We start from the raw sequence: 18,071 nt of genomic DNA on the forward strand, positions 1-18,071 counted from the left end.
TTGCCAGCAAAACAAAGGGCGTCTGGCCCTGTGCGGTACATAGTTAACGCACAGGGCCAGGGCGGTCTCAGTGCTCCATGTCGATGCCATTCGCCGGGTCATCGGCGCGGGGCCGTTGCGTCAAGCCGTCGATGCCCAGGGTGTTGCCTGTTTCACGAAAGTGCGCGGCGATGCGCTCCAGGCTTTGCGCTGACAGTGGGTTGCCGCGCAAGTCGAAGCCTTGGGTGAAGTGGGCAGCGGCTTGCGTCAGTTCGATCGGTACCTGGGTGATGGCGTTGTAGCTCAGCTGCGCACTGAGCAAACCGTGGTTGGCGAGCAGCCCTTTGGGCATGACGGTCAACCCGGTGTGGCTCAGATCCAGCGAGGTCAGGTCCTGCATGTGGCTCAGGTCGGGCGCCAGGCTCAGCGGATTGCCACGCAGGTTCAGACTGTCGAGGTCGTGCAGGCCGGCCAGTGCGTTCACCGAGACGCTGTCCAGGGTGATGTGGCATTCCGGCAGACTGAACGCGGTCAGCTGGCGCATGTTGAAGATGGCGTCGGGAATCCGCTGCAGACGATAACCGCGAATCGCCAGGCGGGTCAGGTTGGGGAAGTGCTCGAGAAAGCGGCCGATCCGCGGAGCGTGGGGGCCGCTGTGGGACAGGTAGAGCTCCAGGACATTGCCGAAGTCAGCCGTCAGCACCGGCAAGTCGCCGAAGAACGACGCGTTGAACTTGAAGCTGAGTTCATCGGCGAAGCGGTTTTCCACCGGGAGGGTTCGCCAGCATTGTTCCAGGCTGTCCTTGAACGCCCGCCGTCGTTCTTGTTCCTGTGCCCGTGCGGCGGCGTCGAGCGGTTCGCCGGTGGTCGGGTGGTGGGAGATGTCCGCGACCCAGGCGTCAAGGTCGTCGATCAGCCTGCCCAGTTCGGTTTGCCGGCGAGCCAGTTCAACGCGACCCTCCGCCAGGGTGCCGGGCAGGGCAAAGATCAGGTGGCTGGCTTCGACGCTGTCCAGGCCCGGGTACAGCGCCAGGGCGTGCTCGATGTCTGTCGGGGCGGCCGAGGCGCCGAGGTCGCTGCCGGTTCGCTGCCAGTAGGCTTTCAAGCGTTCAAGCGTCGCCTCGGACAGCGGGTTGTTGGTCAGGTCGAAACCGTCGCCGTTGGCCCCCGGCAATTGATAGAGCGCTGGCGGCAATTCAGTGATCAGGTTGTCGCGCAGCAGGGCGGTGTTCAACTCGGGAAGGCTCGCCACGCCGGGAGGCATGCGCTCGATGCCGGTGCCGGAAAAGTCAATGAACGTCAGGGTTTGCAAGGGCGTGAGGTCCGGTGCGCGGCCCAGCGGGTTATCGAACAGGTCGAGCATTTTCAAGCGTGGCAACGCGCCGAGCACGGCTTGCCCTTCGTCATCGAAGACCACGCCGCAACGGCCCAGGACCAGAAACTCCAGGGTGGATATGCGGGCAATCTCGGAGGGAATCCGGCCCAGGTCGAAATGACGCAGTTCCAGGTGTTGCAGGCCGCTGAAGCAGTCGAGGAAACGCGCCTGCATGCGCAGGGCATCATGACCTTTGAGGGACAGCAGCGAGACATGGCTGAAGTCGGCGGTCAGCGCCGGCATCTCACCGATGAACGACGGCTCGGCGATGAAGGTGTTGTCCCGCAGCTCCGGCGTGTTGGGCACCCGCTGGCGCCAGAATTGCTCCAACTGCTGCGCAAAGTGTTGTCGTGCAATCAGCTCTGCGTCGATTTCCGGGGCTCCCAGTGTGTGCCCGAGTAATGGGTGACGGGCGGGGACGTCCTGAGTCCAGTGATCGAGGTCCTCGGTCAACTGGCTGATTTCGGCTTCCCACCGGGCCAACTGCGCGCGACCGTCCTCAAGCGTTCCGGGCAGCTTGTAGATCACATGGCTGGCGTCCTCTTTATCCATCAGCCTGAACAAGGCCTGGACCCGGCCGATCTCTGCCTGCCCGGCGGGCACGGCAAAGTCATGACCGGTGGCGGCGTAGTGGATCTTGATCTGCTCCCGGCTGTCGGCCGACAGCGGGTTGTGGCTCAGGTTGATGCCCTCGGCGAACTGCCTGTCCACCGAAAACAGGTCGTCGGGCAGTTCGGCGATCCGGTTGCTGTGAAGCGTTGCAATCTTCAGGTGCTCCAGGTCGGTCAAGCCCTTGGGTAACTGGTCGATCCCGGTGTTGGACAACCGCAGTTCATGGAGCAACGGCAGGCCTGTGATATCCGGCGCGACCGTCAGCGGGTTGTCACTCAGGTCCAGCGCTTCGAGGCCATCGAGTGACGAAAGGACGGCCTGGTCTTCCGGTGTCAGGGGCAGTTGACAGCGGGTCATGATCAGTTCCCGAAGCGCTGACATCTGCGTCAGCCCCGGGGGGATTCGATCCAGGGCGAAGTCATGCAGGTCGAGGGTGTGAAGATTGGGGAACCGTTCGAGGAACCGCTCGCTGCCGAGAACGCCCGGGTTGCCGGCGAGGCTCAGGCTGGTCACATGGCCGAAATCCGCCGTGATCGGCGGCAGGTCGCCGCAGAAATTCAGGTTCAGGACGAAGGTGTCGGCGCGCTGCTGCTCAGGGTCGGGGCGACTGCGCCAGTATCGCTCCAGGTCCTGGGAAAACTGCATCCTGGCCCGTTGCTCGGTGAATCGCTGATCGGCATTGAGCGGTTCACCGCTGACCGGATGATGCTCCGGCACGTTTTTCACCCACGCCGCGAAGGTGTCGATCAGTTGCGTGAGTTCCGATGCCCAGCGCCGCAGGTGCTCGCGGCCCTCTTGCAGGGTGCCGGGCAGGTCGTAGATCACATCGCTGGCGTCCTCCTCGTCCAAGGTGGGGAACAATTGTTGCACCTGCCGGATGTCGGCCTCGTCAGCGCGCACGCCCAGGTCTTCTCGCTGGTCCTGAAAGTAGCGCTTGATCCGTTCACGGGTGGCGAGCGACAACGGGTTATGCGCGAAATCCAGGCCATCGACTTGTGCCGCAGAAAAGGTGAAGAACTCATCGGGCAGGGCGGTAATGCGGTTGCCACTGAGCACGGCGGTCATGAGTTCGGTGTGCCCGGCAAGACCGACCGGGATCGTCGACAATCCGCACCGGCTCAGGTCCAGGTAGGTGAGCGCGGGCAGCCGTGTCAGGTCGGGCGGGCTGCCCAGCGGGTTGTTGGCCAGTTCCAGGGTACCGAGCATGTGCGGTGCGGCCAGCGCCAGTTGGCCATCGGCGGGGAGCGTCAGGTGGCAATGATCGAGGCTCAGGGTGCGCAGTTTCGGCATGCGCGCCAGCGCCGTGGGCAGTTGGTTGAGTGTGAAGTTCTTGAGGTGCAGGCCCCGCAGGCCGGGGAAGCGTTGCAGGAACGGGTCGATGGCACCGATGTGGGGATTGCCGACGAAGGTCAGCAGCGGCACATGACTGAAATCGGCGTTGAGTGCCGGTAGATCGCCGATGAACTTCAATTCCAGCCGGAACCGCTCGGGATGGTCGCTGAATCGATTGCGCCAGAACGACTCCAGTGATCGGGCGAAGGCTTCCCTGGCCACCTGTTCGGTAAACATCTCATTGATGTTAAGCGGACGATGTGTCGCGGGATCACGCTCCGGGGTGTCGTTCTCCCAGCGCGACAGGTCGCCGACCAGGACGGTGAGTTCGGCTTCCCAGCGGGTCAGTTGTTCCCGGCCTTCGGCCAGCGTTCCGGGCAGGCGATAGAGCAGGTCGGTGACCTGCCCGATGTTCATTTGCGGAAACAGGTTGCCCACCCGAGCGATGTCCACGTGTTCGGGCAACACGGCGAAGTGCGTGCCGGTGCGCAGGTAATGACGTCTGATCCGTTCGCGGGTGGCGGTGGACAACGGGTTGTCGGCAAAACAGTAGCCGTTGCTCAGTTCCGCGCCCAGTGTGTAGAGCGGCTCGGGCAATTCGGTGATGGCGTTGTTGGAGAAGTTGCCAATGATCAGTTGCGGATGATCGAGCAGGTCCGCGGGCACCGTGCGGATGCCGGTGGCGGCCAGGTTGACTTCGCGCAACGTCGGTATGGCGCGCAGGTCAGGTGCGTGCGCCAGTGGATTGTTTTGCAGATCCAGCAGTGACAGCAGCGGTGAGGAGGCGAGGATCCGCTGGTCGGACGGCGACAGCGAGAGGGCGCAGTTGCGTGCCACCAGTTGGCGCAGTTCCGGCATTGCGGTGATGGCCTGGGGCAGGCCTGGCAGCTCGAAGTTGACCATCTCCAGATGCACCAGGCCGGGCAGGTGCTGCAAAAAGCCATCGAGGCCGGTGGTGCCGCTGCTGCCGTTGATCTGCAGCGAAGCGACATGGGCGAAGTCGGCGCTCAGGGGCGGCAGCTCGCCGGGGATCGAGCCCGGCACGAACAGCATGTAACCGACAGCGTTGCGGGTTTCCCGGCGCCAGCATTGCAGCAGGGCGTCCTTGAACAAACGGCGTGCCTGGTGGGCATCCTGGTATTGCGCCTGTGTCAGCAGCCCGTGGCGGTTGGCGGTCGGGGTCTGGTTGACCCAGCGACCCAGGTCTTCGGCCAGTCGCGTGAATTCGTTGCCCAGGCGCGACAACTCGGCCCGTACCCCGTCGGGGTGGCTGCGCAATCGCGTCAGCAGCGCGTCGATTTCATCCATGGAGCACCCGGGAAACAGCGTCTGGGCGCGTTGTTCCAGAGTGAAGGGCAGTTCCTGGGAGGTGGGCTCCGTGCGCAGCAGGCGGCGATAACCCTGGACGGTCACCAGGCGCAGGGTGTCGAGGGCAGGCGCCTGCACCGGTGGGTGGGAAATCGCCACGCGCAGTTCACTGCGTGCCAGCGGGCGTTCGCGTATCGCGGCTTTGAGCTGCTGCCCCTGGCCGATGTGCAGGTTCAGCGCCTGGCGTTCCGAGTCGGGCAGGGCGTACAGAATGCTCGAATAGAAATCGGTGACCGAATGCAGCGCCTGGCCGCGATCGTCGAAAGGCTGGTAGCGACCGTCGGCCTGGCGCACAAGGATTTTCTGCAGCGGGGCCTGCACCGCTCCGGCGCTGTCCAGCCGGCGTCCTTCATAGCTGCCGTCGCGGACCTCGATACGCACCTCATGGGTCCAGCCGGGTAACTGTTGCAGGCTGTGCAGCGCCAGGGTCTCGGTGTCGGGATTGTTCACCGAATCCAGCTCCAACCCTTCGAAGGCACGGGTGACGCGCACTTCCTGGTTGGCCAGCTCAATCAGTGCCTGTTGACGCGCGGGAAGCTGTCCCTGGCGGATCTGCTGAAGTTCCTCGCCGGTCGCGGTGTCGGCCAGCTCCCGTGCGACGCTGAGCGGCAGGTGCGGATCGTGTTGCGCGATCTGGCGAACCCGTGGGTCGTGGGTTTGCTCAAGGGATTGGTAGCGTGATTCAAACAGCGACGTGCGATGTTCCCGGGCCAGGTCCACCAGTTGTTTCCTGAGGGTACGGGTCCGTCTGTCGAGCGACGGTGTAGGGTCACCAAACCCTTCGCCCAGCAGTGTTTTGATCTCGCTGACGTCGAGGGTCTGCAGCAGCGTTTGCAGGAGGTCGCCCTGCGCCAGGTCATAGCCGCCTGCTTCAATGAATTGCAGGGGTTTGTCCGCTGGCCAGCGCGGGTGCCGCTTGAGCAGTTGCAGCAGCAGCGATGGCTCCGCGAGCAGATACTGCTCGGGCGATTCGCTGTCCAGTTGGCCGATAAACCGTTCAAGGTCCTGATCGATTTGGAAGCGCTTGATACTGTCGGCCAGCAGTGGCGGCAAGGACTGCTGATTGACGTGCATCTTGCGCAGCGCGTCCTCGGAGCAGCCGCTGACCTGCAGAATCCGCTCGCGGCGGGCGTCGGAAAAGCCTTCGACCGAATGGCCGATGCGCCGCAGCGCGGTAGAGGTGTCCCACTCCAGCGGCTGCTCGAGTTCGGTGTGCCAGGCGCCGTCGCCGTTGTGGTGCAGTGGGGGGCGGTACGCGTCCGGCCGGGTCGGGTGTTCGATGTGGTATTGCCCGGTGATCGGATTTTGGCTCACCGCATAGTGGGCCTGGTCGATGGGCAGCAGTTGTTTGCCTTGATGCGCGCGCAGGCCCAGCGCGTCGACTTCGGTTCGAGCGGCTGGCGCGGGGTGTTCATAGGCCTTGAGGTCGGGTTTCCAGTAGCGGGTTTTTCCATTGGCCAGGGTGACCGGCTTGAAGCGGTCGATGAACGCCACGACCTCGCTGGGCAGCACTTTGCGATATTCCCCCGCGCCAATCGTCGCGCCCGCCGCGAACACCCCCAGTTGTACCAGCGACTCCACGGCCCCCATCAAGTGTTCGAAGCCTTCGCGGGTTTGTCCCAGGGTCCAGTCGATCACGCCCTCAAAGGTTTCATCGAGCAGTTGATACGCCATGTAGGCCATCATCAATTCCCCCAGCCCCGGCACAAATGGCGCCACGATGAAGGCGGCCGTCTGGAGAATCTCGGACGCTATGTCGACGAAGGAATCCCACAGCGCCCAACGCGCTTTCCGGTCGGCAGACGCGGTGCAGACGGCGAGGGTGCGGGCGTCATTGAGGATCTTGTTCAGTTTGCCCTGATACAGGTGGCGCCACAGGTCGCCGTCAATGAGCGAGGCGGTGAACTGCAGGTCCGGTTTTTCCACGGGTGTTGGCCGCCAGGACGGCAGCGCGCTGCCGGCGACCGGTTCGTGCCACGCCAGTGTGCTCAGGCGCGTGTTCAACGTGGCAAAGAACACACCGCGTTTTTCGTAAGCCACGAAGCGGCTGAAGAACTGCTGGTACGGCGCTGAGCGCAGTTGGCGGATCAACTCGGCGGCCATCTCGGCGCTGGAGCCGTACTGCTTGACCGGGTGCTCGGGGTCACCGGGCACGTAGGCGACCACGGGCACCGCTTCGCGCGACCGTTCCAGGTCCGGGGCAAACAGCACGATGCCGGTCAGGCTCGCCGACATCATCGTCAGGTCGTGGCAGCGCAAGGCCTGGCCGTTGATGCGCATGCCTTGCAACCCGTCGAGCAGCCCGCCGATCAAGCGCAGATATTGCTCGTCGAGGTCACCGTTCATCCGCGCCCACTGCAGGGCGGCTCTCAAGGCGGCTTGCTCGCTTGCGTCGATTTTCAGGCGCAGTACGGCGGCGCCCACCGGCTCGGAAAAACCCAGGCTTTCCTTCAGGCCGGCCTGGTACAGCGCGCCTATGTCGAGGGTTCTGCACAGTTTGATGAACGCCGGGATGCTCAACGTCTGCTTGATCTGGGGCAGGGTGTCGAATTGACCGGTGGGCGTCGGCGCGCTGATGAAGCACGAGTGCGCTTCGTAGGCATCGTCTTCGCTCTCCTGCGCGTCGAAGTTATGCAGGGCCGCGTCCAGCAAGGAAACGGTCCAGGCGCGGGCGCCGGTTTTCAGCGCAAACCCGGGCACGTTGATCGGCACGTACAGGCGCAACCAGGTGTTTCTCACGTCCAGGTCCAGGCCGAACTGGTTTTTCAGCGCAGCCCTGAGCAAGGGTTCGGCGAAGGCGCTGGCGTCTTGCAGGTGTTCCAGGCGTTTATCGACCGCGCTTTGTGCGCTCCAGTGCGCGGCAGTCAGTGTCTGCAGGGTCTGGTGCTGTTCGGGCGACGCCTCCTTCAATCCGTCGGCGAGCCGGGGTGGTGTGACCTTGAGTGCCTGGCGCTGAGCGGGCGAGACCTGGCCAAGCCAGTCGGGCAGGGCGTTGCCGAGGTGCTGGTAATGGCTGTCGGGGTGTTCTGAGGGTGCCGCGCTGACCGTGGCCGAGCGATCCTGGACCTGCTGCATCGTGCGTTTCCTTGAGCGTTTGGAGAGTGCGCAAGGAAATCAAGGACGGGCGCGGGGCTGGCGGTACATAGTTATCGGATCGACAGCGCGGTGAAATCAAATCCGCGCGACCCTGCCTCTTGCCCCGTCCGCAGTTTAAACTGCGCCTTTGCGACGCTATATGTCGCATTGCCGTAAACCCGGCTGAAACCGGGGTTTGCGCTATAAGAAGTTGTCGCTTGGCGACAAGGCCGGGCTGAAAACTGTCCTTACAATCCTCACCAAGCTCGCCAGTTTCAGGCGAGTGTTCCTCTTCAGGAGACTCCGATGTCCGTTGAGCACGCTGCGGTAGAACGCGCCGATTTCGACCAGGTAATGGTTCCCAACTACGCGCCTGCCGCTTTCATTCCGGTACGTGGCGCCGGTTCCCGCGTCTGGGACCAGTCCGGTCGCGAGCTGATCGACTTCGCCGGCGGGATTGCCGTTAACGTACTGGGCCATGCGCACCCGGCGCTGGTCGGTGCGTTGACCGAACAGGCGAACAAGCTGTGGCATGTGTCGAACGTGTTCACCAACGAGCCGGCCCTGCGCCTGGCCCACAAGCTGATCGACGCGACCTTCGCCGAGCGTGCCTTCTTCTGCAACTCCGGCGCCGAAGCCAACGAGGCCGCGCTCAAGCTGGCCCGTCGCGTCGGCTTCGACCGGTTCGGCAGCGAAAAATACGAGATCATCGCCACGGTCAACAGCTTCCACGGTCGTACCCTGTTCACCGTGAACGTCGGAGGCCAGCCGAAGTATTCCGACGGCTTCGGTCCGAAAATCACCGGCATCACCCATGTGCCTTACAACGATCTGGCGGCGCTCAAAGCGGCCATTTCCGACAAGACCTGCGCGGTGATCCTTGAGCCAATCCAGGGCGAGAGCGGTGTGATCCCGGCCGAACTCGACTACCTGCAAGGCGCCCGTGACCTGTGCAACGCGCACGACGCGCTGCTGATCTTCGACGAAGTGCAGACCGGCATGGGCCGCACCGGCCACCTGTTCGCCTACCAGCATTACGGCGTGATCCCGGACATCCTCACCAGCGCCAAGAGCCTGGGCGGCGGTTTCCCGATCGCGGCGATGCTCACCACCGACGCACTGGCCAAACACCTGGTGGTCGGCACCCACGGCACCACCTACGGCGGCAACCCGCTGGCGTGCGCCGTGGGCGAAGCGGTGATCGACGTGATCAACACCCCTGAAGTGCTGGCTGGCGTGAAGGCCAAGCATGAAAAATTCAAGGCGCGCCTGCTGCAGATCGGCGAGAAATACGGCCTGTTCAACCAGGTGCGCGGCATGGGCCTGCTGATCGGCTGCGTGCTGACCGATGCCTGGAAAGGCAAGGCCAAGGACATCTTCAACGCCGCTGAAAAAGAAGGCCTGATGGTCCTGCAAGCCGGCCCGGACGTGGTGCGTTTCGCCCCGAGCCTGGTGGTCGAAGACGCCGACATCGATGCCGGCCTGGACCGCTTCGAACGCGCGGCGGCCAAACTGACGCAAGCCTGATGGACCGTTCGGCGCCCGAAGATTCGGGCGCCGATCCCAATGTCATGCCGGGCCGATTTCCCTACGGAAGTTCAAAAGTCGGCCCGGCTTGTTTTTCTCAAAGAGTTTTAAGAAAGGAGTGACACCATGCTGGTGATGCGCCCCGCGCAAATGGCTGATCTGGGCGAGGTACAGCGTCTGGCTGCGGACAGTCCGATTGGTGTCACTTCCCTGCCGGATGACGTTGAACGCCTGAGCGACAAGATCGCCGCGAGCGAAGCGTCGTTCGCCGCCGAAGTCAGCTTCAATGGCGAAGAGACCTATTTCTTTGTCCTCGAAGACACCGACACCGGCAAGCTCGCCGGTTGCTCGGCCATTGTCGCTTCGGCCGGTTACTCCGAGCCGTTCTACAGCTTCCGCAATGAAACCTTCGTGCACGCCTCCCGCGAGCTGAAGATTCATAACAAGATCCACGTGCTCTCCCAATGCCACGACCTGACCGGCAACAGCCTGCTGACCAGTTTCTACGTGACGCGCGACCTGGTGGGTTCGCCCTGGGCCGAACTCAACTCCCGTGGCCGCCTGCTGTTCGTAGCCAGTCATCCGGAGCGCTTCGCCGATTCGGTGGTGACCGAGATCGTCGGCTACAGCGATGAAAACGGCGACTCGCCGTTCTGGGACGCCATCGGCCGCAACTTTTTCGACCTTAACTACGCCGAGGCCGAGCGCCTGTGCGGGCTCAAGAGCCGCACGTTCCTGGCCGAGCTGATGCCGCATTACCCGATCTACGTGCCCCTGCTGCCGGACTCGGCGCAAGAGGCCATGGGCCAGGTGCATCCGCGGGCGCAGATCACCTTCGACATCCTGATGCGCGAAGGCTTCGAGACCGATCACTACATCGACATTTTCGACGGCGGCCCGACCCTGCATGCGCGTGTTTCGGGGATCCGTTCGATTGCCCAGAGCCGCGTGGTGCCGGTGAAAATCGGCGAGACGGTCAAAGGGGTCGGTCGTCAGTACCTGGTGGCCAACGCCCAGTTGCAGGATTACCGCGCCGTGTTGCTCGAGCTCGATTACGCGCCGGGCAAGCCCGTGACCCTGGATCTGCAAGCGGCCGAAGCCCTGGGCGTCGGTGAGGGTGCCAGCGTGCGCCTGGTGGCGGTTTAACGCCTGCTTGCCAACCTGGAACGCAGCAAGAGTTTCGCGGGTGGCGCAAGCGGCCCGTTTGAGGAGATAGCATGATCGTTCGTCCCGTACGCAGCAGCGATTTACCCGCTCTGATCGACCTGGCCCGCAGCACCGGCACCGGCCTGACCACCTTGCCGGCCAACGAAGAACGCCTGACCCATCGGGTCGGCTGGGCCGAGAAGACCTTCCGCGGCGAAGCCGGGCGCGGCGATGCGGACTACCTGTTCGTGCTCGAAGACGACGACGGCCGTGTGGTGGGCATTTCCGCCATTGCCGGTGCCGTGGGCCTGCGAGAGCCCTGGTACAACTTCCGTGTCGGTCTGACCGTCAGCGCCTCGCAAGAGCTGAACATCTACCGCGAAATCCCCACGCTGTTCCTGGCCAACGACCTGACCGGCAACTCCGAGCTGTGCTCGCTGTTCCTGCACGCCGACTACCGCACGGGCCTCAACGGCCGCATGCTGTCCAAGGCGCGGTTCATGTTCATCGCCGAGTTCCCGCAGCTGTTCGGCAACAAGATCATCGCCGAAATGCGCGGCGTCTCCGATGAAGCCGGGCGTTCGCCGTTCTGGGAAAGCCTGGGCCGGCACTTCTTCAAGATGGAGTTCAGCCAGGCCGACTACCTGACCGGCGTGGGCAACAAGGCGTTCATCGCCGAACTGATGCCGAAATTCCCGTTGTACACCTGCTTCCTGTCGCCGGATGCGCGCAACGTGATCGGCCAGGTCCACCCGGACACCGAGCCGGCGCTGTCGATGCTCAGGAGCGAAGGTTTCAGCTATCAGGGCTACGTCGATATTTTCGACGCGGGCCCGGCCATCGAATGCGAAACCGCCAAGATCCGTGCGGTGCGCGACAGCCAGGCGCTGGTGCTGGCCATCGGTACGCCGGGCGAGGACGCCACGCCGTTCATCATTCATAACCGCAAGCGCGAAGACTGCCGCATCACCGCCGCACCCGCACGCTTCGCCGCCGGCACGCTGGTGGTTGACCCACTGACCGCCAAACGCCTGCAACTGACCGCAGGCGATCAGGTGCGCGCCGTTCCGTTGTCCGCTGCCCGGGAGTCGAAACAATGAATTCGCTATACATCGCAGGTGAATGGCTGGCCGGCCAGGGCGACGCCTTGCAGTCGCTGAACCCGGTGACCCAGCAAGTGCTGTGGGCGGGCGAGGGCGCCAGCGCCGCCCAGGTCGAGTCGGCCGTGCAGGCGGCGCGCCAGGCGTTCCCCGGCTGGGCCCGGCGCACGCTGGATGAGCGCATCTCGGTGCTGGAGGCTTTTGCCGCCGCCCTGAAAACCCACGCCGACGAACTGGCCCGCACCATCGGTGAGGAAACCGGTAAACCGTTGTGGGAAGCAGCGACCGAAGTGACCAGCATGGTCAACAAGATTGCGATCTCGGTGCAAAGCTACCGCGAGCGCACCGGCGAGAAGAGCGGCCCGCTGGGCGACGCCACCGCCGTGTTGCGCCACAAGCCCCACGGTGTGGTGGCGGTGTTCGGCCCCTACAACTTCCCCGGTCACTTGCCCAACGGGCACATCGTGCCGGCGTTGCTGGCCGGTAACAGCGTGCTGTTCAAACCCAGTGAGCTGACGCCGAAAGTCGCCGAGCTGACCGTCAAGTGCTGGATCGAAGCCGGCCTGCCGGCCGGCGTGCTGAACCTGCTGCAAGGCGCGCGGGAAACCGGCATTGCCCTGGCGGCGAACCCCGGGATCGACGGCCTGTTCTTCACCGGTTCCAGCCGCACCGGTAATCACCTGCACAACCAGTTTGCCGGACGTCCGGACAAGATCCTCGCCCTGGAAATGGGCGGCAACAACCCGCTGGTGGTCGATCAGGTCGCCGACGTGGAGGCTGCGGTGTACACCATCATCCAGTCGGCGTTCATCTCCGCCGGCCAGCGTTGCACCTGCGCGCGGCGCCTGCTGGTGCCGCAAGGCGCCTGGGGCGATGCGCTGCTGGCGCGGCTGGTGGCGGTCAGTTCGACCCTCGAGGTCGGCGCCTTCGACCAGCAGCCGGCGCCGTTCATGGGCTCGGTGATTTCCCTGGGCGCAGCCAAGGCGTTGCTCGACGCCCAGGCGCACCTGCTGGCCAACGGCGCAGTGGCGCTGCTGGAAATGACTCAACCCGAGGCCCAGGCGGCCTTGCTGACGCCGGGCATCGTCGATGTGACGGCGGTGGCCGAACGTCCGGACGAAGAGCTGTTCGGTCCGTTGCTGCAAGTGATCCGCTACGCTGACTTTGAAGCGGCGATTGCGGAAGCCAACGATACCGCCTACGGCCTGGCAGCCGGCTTGCTGTCGGATTCCGAAGCGCGTTACCAGCAATTTTGGCTGGAAAGCCGCGCCGGCATCGTCAACTGGAACAAACAACTGACCGGTGCCGCGAGCAGCGCACCGTTCGGCGGCGTCGGCGCCTCGGGTAACCACCGTGCCAGCGCCTACTATGCGGCGGATTACTGCGCGTACCCGGTGGCCTCGCTGGAGACGCCGAGCCTGGTGTTGCCTGCCACGTTGACGCCGGGCGTGAAGATGGCGTGATGCCAATCGCGAGCAGGCTCGCTCCCACAATGATCGGGGTGTCCACAAGTGGTGTGTACACCTCAATCCTCCCTGTGGGAGCGAGCCTGCTCGCGATGGCCGCGACGCGGTCTTAACCAATTGTCACCTGATGCCTATAACAACAGATTCTCGTGGAGCCTCGCTGATGAAATCCTGTGAAGTCAATTTTGACGGTCTAGTGGGGCCGACCCATAACTACGGCGGTTTGTCCTACGGCAACGTCGCGTCCCAGAGCAACAGCCAGCAGTCTTCCAACCCCAAGGAAGCCGCGCTGCAAGGCCTGGCGAAAATGAAAGCGTTGATGGACATGGGCTTTCAGCAGGGCGTGCTGGCACCGCAGGAGCGTCCTGACGTCGGCGCCCTGCGTCGCCTGGGCTTCAGCGGCACCGATGCGCAAGTGATCGAGCGGGCCGCCCGGGAGGCGATGCCGTTGCTGGTTGCCAGTTGCTCGGCCTCGAGCATGTGGGTGGCCAACGCCGCCACGGTCAGCCCGAGTGCCGACACTGCCGACGGCCGTGTGCATTTCACCGCCGCCAACCTCAACTGCAAATATCACCGCAGCATCGAACACCCGACCACCAGTCGCGTGCTGGGAGCGATGTTCGCCAATCAGCAGCACTTCGCTCACCACGCGGCGTTGCCGGCGGTGGCGCAGTTCGGTGATGAAGGCGCGGCCAACCACACGCGCTTCTGCCGTGACTATGGCGAAGCCGGCGTCGAGTTCTTCGTGTTTGGCCGCAGCGCGTTCGACACCCGCTACCCGGCGCCGCAGAAATATCCGGCCCGCCAGACGCTTGAAGCCTCCCAGGCGGTGGCACGTCTGCACGGCCTGAAGGATGACGGCGTGGTGTATGCCCAGCAGAATCCGCTGGTGATCGACCAGGGCGTGTTCCACAACGACGTGATCGCGGTCGGAAACGGCGAAGTGCTGTTCTATCACGAGGATGCCTTCCTCGAGACCGACAAGATGCTGGCCGAGCTGCAGGGCAAGCTCGCCAGGGTCGGCGGGACATTCCAGTCGGTGTGCGTACCGCGTTCGGCGGTCACCGTCGAGGACGCGGTGCGTTCCTACCTGTTCAATAGCCAGCTGCTGTCGCGTGCCGACGGCTCCATGCTGTTGATCGTGCCGCAAGAGTGCCAGGGCAACGAGCGCGTCTGGCAATACCTGCAAGGTTTGACCCGCTCGGGCGGCCTGATCCGCGAGGTCAAAGTCTTCGACCTCAAGCAAAGCATGCAGAACGGCGGCGGCCCCGCTTGCCTGAGGCTGCGCGTGGCGCTCAACGAAACCGAACTGGCGGCCGTCAACCCAGGGGTTATCATGACCGCGCCGTTGTACGACACGTTGACCCAATGGGTTGACCGGCACTACCGCGACCGCATGACCGAAACCGATCTGGCGGACCCGCAATTGCTGCTTGAGTGCCGGACGGCACTGGATGAACTGACACAAATCCTTAAACTGGGCGCGGTTTATCCTTTCCAGATCAATTGAAGTCGAGAGCGTAAAAAACATGAGCGATACCCTGCAGCTGATCCTTGAAGACACCGACGGCACGCAACTGGAAACCTCCTGCACCCGCGTCGCGGTCCTGTGGCAAGGCAAGGAGCTGTGGATCCAGCAAGACGGCCGTGGCCAGTTGTTGATCGGTGTGGACGTCGAGGAAGGCGACGCCGAATACGCCAACCTGCTGCTGCGCCCATTGGCAACTAATCTGGTCAGTCTGCAACTGGAAATGGAACCGGCTGACGTCGGCGACGAAGACGGCCACGTTCACGGCCCGGACTGCAATCACGACCACTAAGGAAACCGCTCTATGCTCGCCCTCGGCAAACTGCTTGAACTGACCCTCGCCGGCCGCGAACCGGCGGAGAAGACTCAACTGACTGTCGAAGGCGTGCGCATGCGCTGGTTGAGCGAAGGCGCGCTGGAGGTCCGGCCTCCGGAGGCCCGTGACAATGGCCTGGACCTGCTGCTGTCAGCGGGTATCCACGGCAATGAAACAGCGCCGATCGAGCTGCTGGATCGGCTGTTGCATGACATCGCTCGCGGCGATCTGAAGCCGCGCGCCCGTATCCTGTTCCTGTTCGGCAACCCGGAAGCGATTCGCAAGGGCGAGCGTTTCGTCGAGCAGGACGTCAATCGGCTGTTCAATGGCCGTCACGAACAAAGCAGCGGTTCTGAAGCCTTGCGCGCCTGCGAGCTGGAGCGCCTGGCGGCGAGTTTCTTCAGCCTCCCGGACCGCGAGCGCCTGCATTACGACCTGCACACGGCGATTCGTGGCTCGAAGATCGAGCAGTTCGCGCTGTACCCCTGGAAGGAAGGCCGCCAGCATTCCCGCCAGGAACTGGCTCGCCTGCGTGCCGCCGGCATGGAAGCGGTGCTGTTGCAGAACAAGCCGTCCATCGTCTTCAGCGCCTACACCTACGACAAGCTGGGGGCGGAGTCCTTCACCCTGGAACTGGGCAAGGCGCGGCCGTTCGGCCAGAACGCGGGGGTCAACGTGAGCCTGCTGGAAACCCGCCTCAAGCAGATCATCGAAGGCAACGAACCGGCGCTCGACGAAACCTCGCTGGACGGCTTGCAGCTGTTCAGCGTGGCGCGGGAAATCATCAAGCACAGTGACAGCTTCCGCCTGAACCTGCCGGCGGACATCGAGAATTTTTCCGAGTTGGAACCGGGTTACCTGCTGGCCGAGGACATCGCCCAGACGCGCTGGATCATCGAGGAAGAGGGCGCTCGCATCATTTTCCCCAACCCCAAGGTCAAGAACGGCCTGCGCGCCGGCATCCTGATCGTGCCGGCCACGGACGAGAACCTGGCCTGAACACCACCCATGACAACTGTGGGAGCGAGCCTGCTCGCGAAGGCGGACCAACAAACGACATCATCGTTGCTGTTAAACCGCTTTCGCGAGCCGGCTCGCTTCCACAGTGGACTGAGTGAAGCCTAAGGCCCCACCCGGCCGTTGAGTGTATTTAGACCGCCACCGCACGCGGCTCGCTGCGACGCAGTGCCCGTACCTTGCTCAGCGTATCGGCACAGGTTTTCGCTGCTTCCTGGCCCTTGTGCACGAAGTGCTCGAAGAAGAAGGTGTGGTGCAGCTCTTCACCGGCATGGAAATGGTGCGGGGTCAGGGACACCGAGAACACCGGCACTTCGGTTTCCAGCTGGACCTGCATCAGGCCGCTGACCACCGACTGGGCGACGAATTCGTGACGGTAGATCCCGCCATCCACCACCAGCGCAGCGGCGACGATGCCGGCGTAACGGCCGGTCTTGGCCAGCAGCTTGGCGTGCAGAGGCATCTCGAAGGCGCCGCCGACTTCGAAGAAGTCGATGTCCGATTCCTGGTAACCCTGGGCGATCATTTCGGCGACGAAGCCTTTACGGCTTTGGTCGACAATATCCTTGTGCCAGCAGGCCTGGATGAACGCAACGCGCTCGCCCTGAGGGTGTTTGCTTTTGCTGTCGATTGCGGTGGGTTGCAAGTTCTGACTCCTGTTTAAATAAAAAACAGGGCATATGAATCGAAGGGGATCTAAGGGTACGCGCACTCGCACGGATGCCTGCGCACGGCCCTTTGGCGTCAATCCCGTTCTCTCTTCATCCGGACTGTGACCGTCGGCCCCGGAATCACACCGGGTCTGCTGACCTTGTCGCCAGGCACCGCCGAAGCCGTGCTGCCACCAAGCGCTCGCGGGCTATGCGCATTGCGCGCAATTACCGCCGGTGGGGAGTTGCACCCCGCCCTGAGAACGTTTTGCCGTCAGAATGTCTGGCGGCGCTGCGTTTTTAACACATCTTTCCCGCCTGTGCATCGATGCTTTCAGATGATTGCCATCGATTTTTTTGTTGATTCAGGCGCACCCAAGGGTTGATTAATGCGCAGGATGACCGCAGTAATCCCACCTTGATCCTTCTTTTCCCTGCTACCGAGGCCAGATTCATGAGCGTTATCGATCTTCGCAGCGACACCGTCACCCAACCGACTCCAGGGATGCTCGACGCAATGGCCAGGGCGGCCACGGGGGACGACGTCTATGGCGAAGACCCGACGGTCAATCGGCTGGAAGCCGAGCTGGCACAACGGCTGGGTTTTGCCGCGGCGCTGTTCGTGCCGACGGGCACCATGAGCAACCTGCTGGGCTTGATGGCGCATTGCGAGCGGGGCGAGGAATACATCGTTGGCCAGCAGGCACACACCTACAAGTACGAAGGCGGTGGCGCGGCGGTGCTCGGATCGATTCAGCCACAGCCGCTGGAAGTGCAGGCCGATGGTTCGCTGGACCTGGCCCAGGTGGCGGCGGCGATCAAGCCGGACGACTTCCACTTCGCCCGTACCCGCTTGCTGGCGCTGGAAAACACCATGCAGGGCAAGGTGCTGCCGCTCGACTACTTGGCCAGGGCGCGGCGGTTTACCCGCGAACAGGGCTTGCAACTGCATCTGGACGGCGCGCGCCTGTATAACGCGGCGGTCAAGCTCGGGGTGGATGCTCGCGAGATCGCCCAGCATTTCGATTCGGTGTCGGTTTGCCTGTCCAAGGGCCTGGGTGCGCCGGTGGGCTCGGTGTTGTGCGGCTCGAGCGAACTGATCGCCAAGGCCCGACGCCTGCGCAAGATGGTCGGCGGCGGCATGCGCCAGGCCGGGCTGCTGGCCGCTGCGGGGCTGTACGCGCTGGACCACAACGTCGAGCGCCTGGCCGACGACCATGCCAACGCGCAATGGCTGGCCGAGGGCCTGCGCGAAGCCGGTTACGACGTCGAACCGGTGCAGACCAACATGGTGTACGTGCAGATCGGCGACCGGGCCGAAGCACTCAAGGCCTTAGCCGCCGAACGCGGTGTGAAGCTCAGCGCGGCCGCCCGTCTGAGAATGGTTACCCACATGGACGTCAGCCGCGCCCAAATCGAGCAAGTCGTCGCGACATTCGTCGAGTTTTCGCGTAACTGATCGCGTTAGCCGTCCAATTGACCGTTTCTATCGTATAAACACGCTGTACCCCGCGCGCAGGGCCGATATAATGCGGCCCTTTGCCGTCGCTTCGTCTGTTGACGTTTCGAACAGGCCTTTG

10 protein-coding genes and 1 riboswitch are annotated in these 18,071 nt (G+C 63.6%); of the genes, 8 read left to right on the forward strand and 2 right to left on the reverse strand.

Annotated elements, in window-relative coordinates; translation table 11 throughout:
- Nucleotides 1-67: 67 nt before the first annotated feature.
- Nucleotides 68-7,741, reverse strand: coding sequence for a dermonecrotic toxin domain-containing protein (locus tag IB249_RS14480; protein ID WP_192305785.1), 7,674 nt, complete (start codon nucleotides 7,739-7,741; stop codon nucleotides 68-70).
- A gap of 306 nt (nucleotides 7,742-8,047) precedes the next feature.
- On the opposite strand from IB249_RS14480, the gene IB249_RS14485 reads away from it, so the two are divergent.
- The 7 genes from IB249_RS14485 to astE all read left to right on the forward strand — a co-directional run bounded on the left by IB249_RS14485 (nucleotide 8,048) and on the right by astE (nucleotide 15,823).
- Complete coding sequence (locus IB249_RS14485; RefSeq protein ID WP_192305787.1) at nucleotides 8,048-9,268, forward strand: aspartate aminotransferase family protein; 1,221 nt, start codon at nucleotides 8,048-8,050, stop codon at nucleotides 9,266-9,268.
- Between the two features lie 126 nt (nucleotides 9,269-9,394).
- Nucleotides 9,395-10,414, forward strand: a complete 1,020-nt coding sequence (aruF, locus tag IB249_RS14490) for an arginine/ornithine succinyltransferase subunit alpha (protein ID WP_192305789.1) — start codon at nucleotides 9,395-9,397, stop codon at nucleotides 10,412-10,414.
- A 71-nt stretch (nucleotides 10,415-10,485) separates the two neighbouring features.
- Nucleotides 10,486-11,514, forward strand: a complete 1,029-nt coding sequence (gene astA / locus IB249_RS14495) for an arginine N-succinyltransferase (RefSeq protein WP_192305791.1) — start codon at nucleotides 10,486-10,488, stop codon at nucleotides 11,512-11,514.
- A complete protein-coding gene (astD, locus tag IB249_RS14500; protein WP_192305793.1) occupies nucleotides 11,511-12,977 on the forward strand; it encodes a succinylglutamate-semialdehyde dehydrogenase in 1,467 nt (488 codons plus the stop codon). Before astA ends, astD begins: the two co-directional genes overlap by 4 nt.
- Before the next feature lie 166 nt (nucleotides 12,978-13,143).
- Nucleotides 13,144-14,490 carry an N-succinylarginine dihydrolase gene (gene astB, locus IB249_RS14505; protein ID WP_192305794.1) on the forward strand — a complete coding sequence of 449 codons (1,347 nt, stop codon included), beginning with the start codon at nucleotides 13,144-13,146 and terminating at the stop codon, nucleotides 14,488-14,490.
- A 19-nt stretch (nucleotides 14,491-14,509) separates the two neighbouring features.
- A complete protein-coding gene (locus IB249_RS14510; RefSeq protein WP_192305796.1) occupies nucleotides 14,510-14,800 on the forward strand; it encodes a topoisomerase II in 291 nt (96 codons plus the stop codon).
- A 12-nt stretch (nucleotides 14,801-14,812) separates the two neighbouring features.
- Nucleotides 14,813-15,823, forward strand: a complete 1,011-nt coding sequence (astE, locus tag IB249_RS14515) for a succinylglutamate desuccinylase (protein WP_192305798.1) — start codon at nucleotides 14,813-14,815, stop codon at nucleotides 15,821-15,823.
- A 151-nt stretch (nucleotides 15,824-15,974) separates the two neighbouring features.
- Here astE and IB249_RS14520 read toward each other — a convergent pair whose 3' ends face one another.
- Nucleotides 15,975-16,487 (reverse strand): 6,7-dimethyl-8-ribityllumazine synthase, encoded by a 513-nt coding sequence (locus IB249_RS14520; protein ID WP_192305800.1) that lies wholly within the window; start codon nucleotides 16,485-16,487, stop codon nucleotides 15,975-15,977.
- 102 nt (nucleotides 16,488-16,589) lie between these two features.
- A riboswitch (FMN riboswitch) is annotated at nucleotides 16,590-16,760 on the reverse strand.
- A gap of 185 nt (nucleotides 16,761-16,945) precedes the next feature.
- On the opposite strand from IB249_RS14520, the gene ltaE reads away from it, so the two are divergent.
- The gene (gene ltaE / locus IB249_RS14525) at nucleotides 16,946-17,950 is read left to right on the forward strand and encodes a low-specificity L-threonine aldolase (protein WP_192305802.1); all 1,005 of its coding nucleotides are present in this window, start codon (nucleotides 16,946-16,948) and stop codon (nucleotides 17,948-17,950) included.
- Nucleotides 17,951-18,071: the final 121 nt, after the last annotated feature.

Origin of the sequence: Pseudomonas sp. PDM04 (assembly GCF_014851765.1) — a bacterium.
Classification (GTDB): Bacteria; Pseudomonadota; Gammaproteobacteria; order Pseudomonadales; family Pseudomonadaceae; genus Aquipseudomonas.

Excerpts from the sequence above, each read along its gene's own strand:
- IB249_RS14480 (WP_192305785.1), bottom strand. The coding sequence starts at position 7,741 with ATGCAGCAGGTCCAGGATCGCTCGGCCACGGTCAGCGCGGCACCCTCA.
- IB249_RS14485 (WP_192305787.1), top strand. The coding sequence starts at position 8,048 with ATGTCCGTTGAGCACGCTGCGGTAGAACGCGCCGATTTCGACCAGGTA.
- aruF (WP_192305789.1), top strand. The coding sequence starts at position 9,395 with ATGCTGGTGATGCGCCCCGCGCAAATGGCTGATCTGGGCGAGGTACAG.
- astA (WP_192305791.1), top strand. The coding sequence starts at position 10,486 with ATGATCGTTCGTCCCGTACGCAGCAGCGATTTACCCGCTCTGATCGAC.
- astD (WP_192305793.1), top strand. The coding sequence starts at position 11,511 with ATGAATTCGCTATACATCGCAGGTGAATGGCTGGCCGGCCAGGGCGAC.
- astB (WP_192305794.1), top strand. The coding sequence starts at position 13,144 with ATGAAATCCTGTGAAGTCAATTTTGACGGTCTAGTGGGGCCGACCCAT.
- IB249_RS14510 (WP_192305796.1), top strand. The coding sequence starts at position 14,510 with ATGAGCGATACCCTGCAGCTGATCCTTGAAGACACCGACGGCACGCAA.
- astE (WP_192305798.1), top strand. The coding sequence starts at position 14,813 with ATGCTCGCCCTCGGCAAACTGCTTGAACTGACCCTCGCCGGCCGCGAA.
- ltaE (WP_192305802.1), top strand. The coding sequence starts at position 16,946 with ATGAGCGTTATCGATCTTCGCAGCGACACCGTCACCCAACCGACTCCA.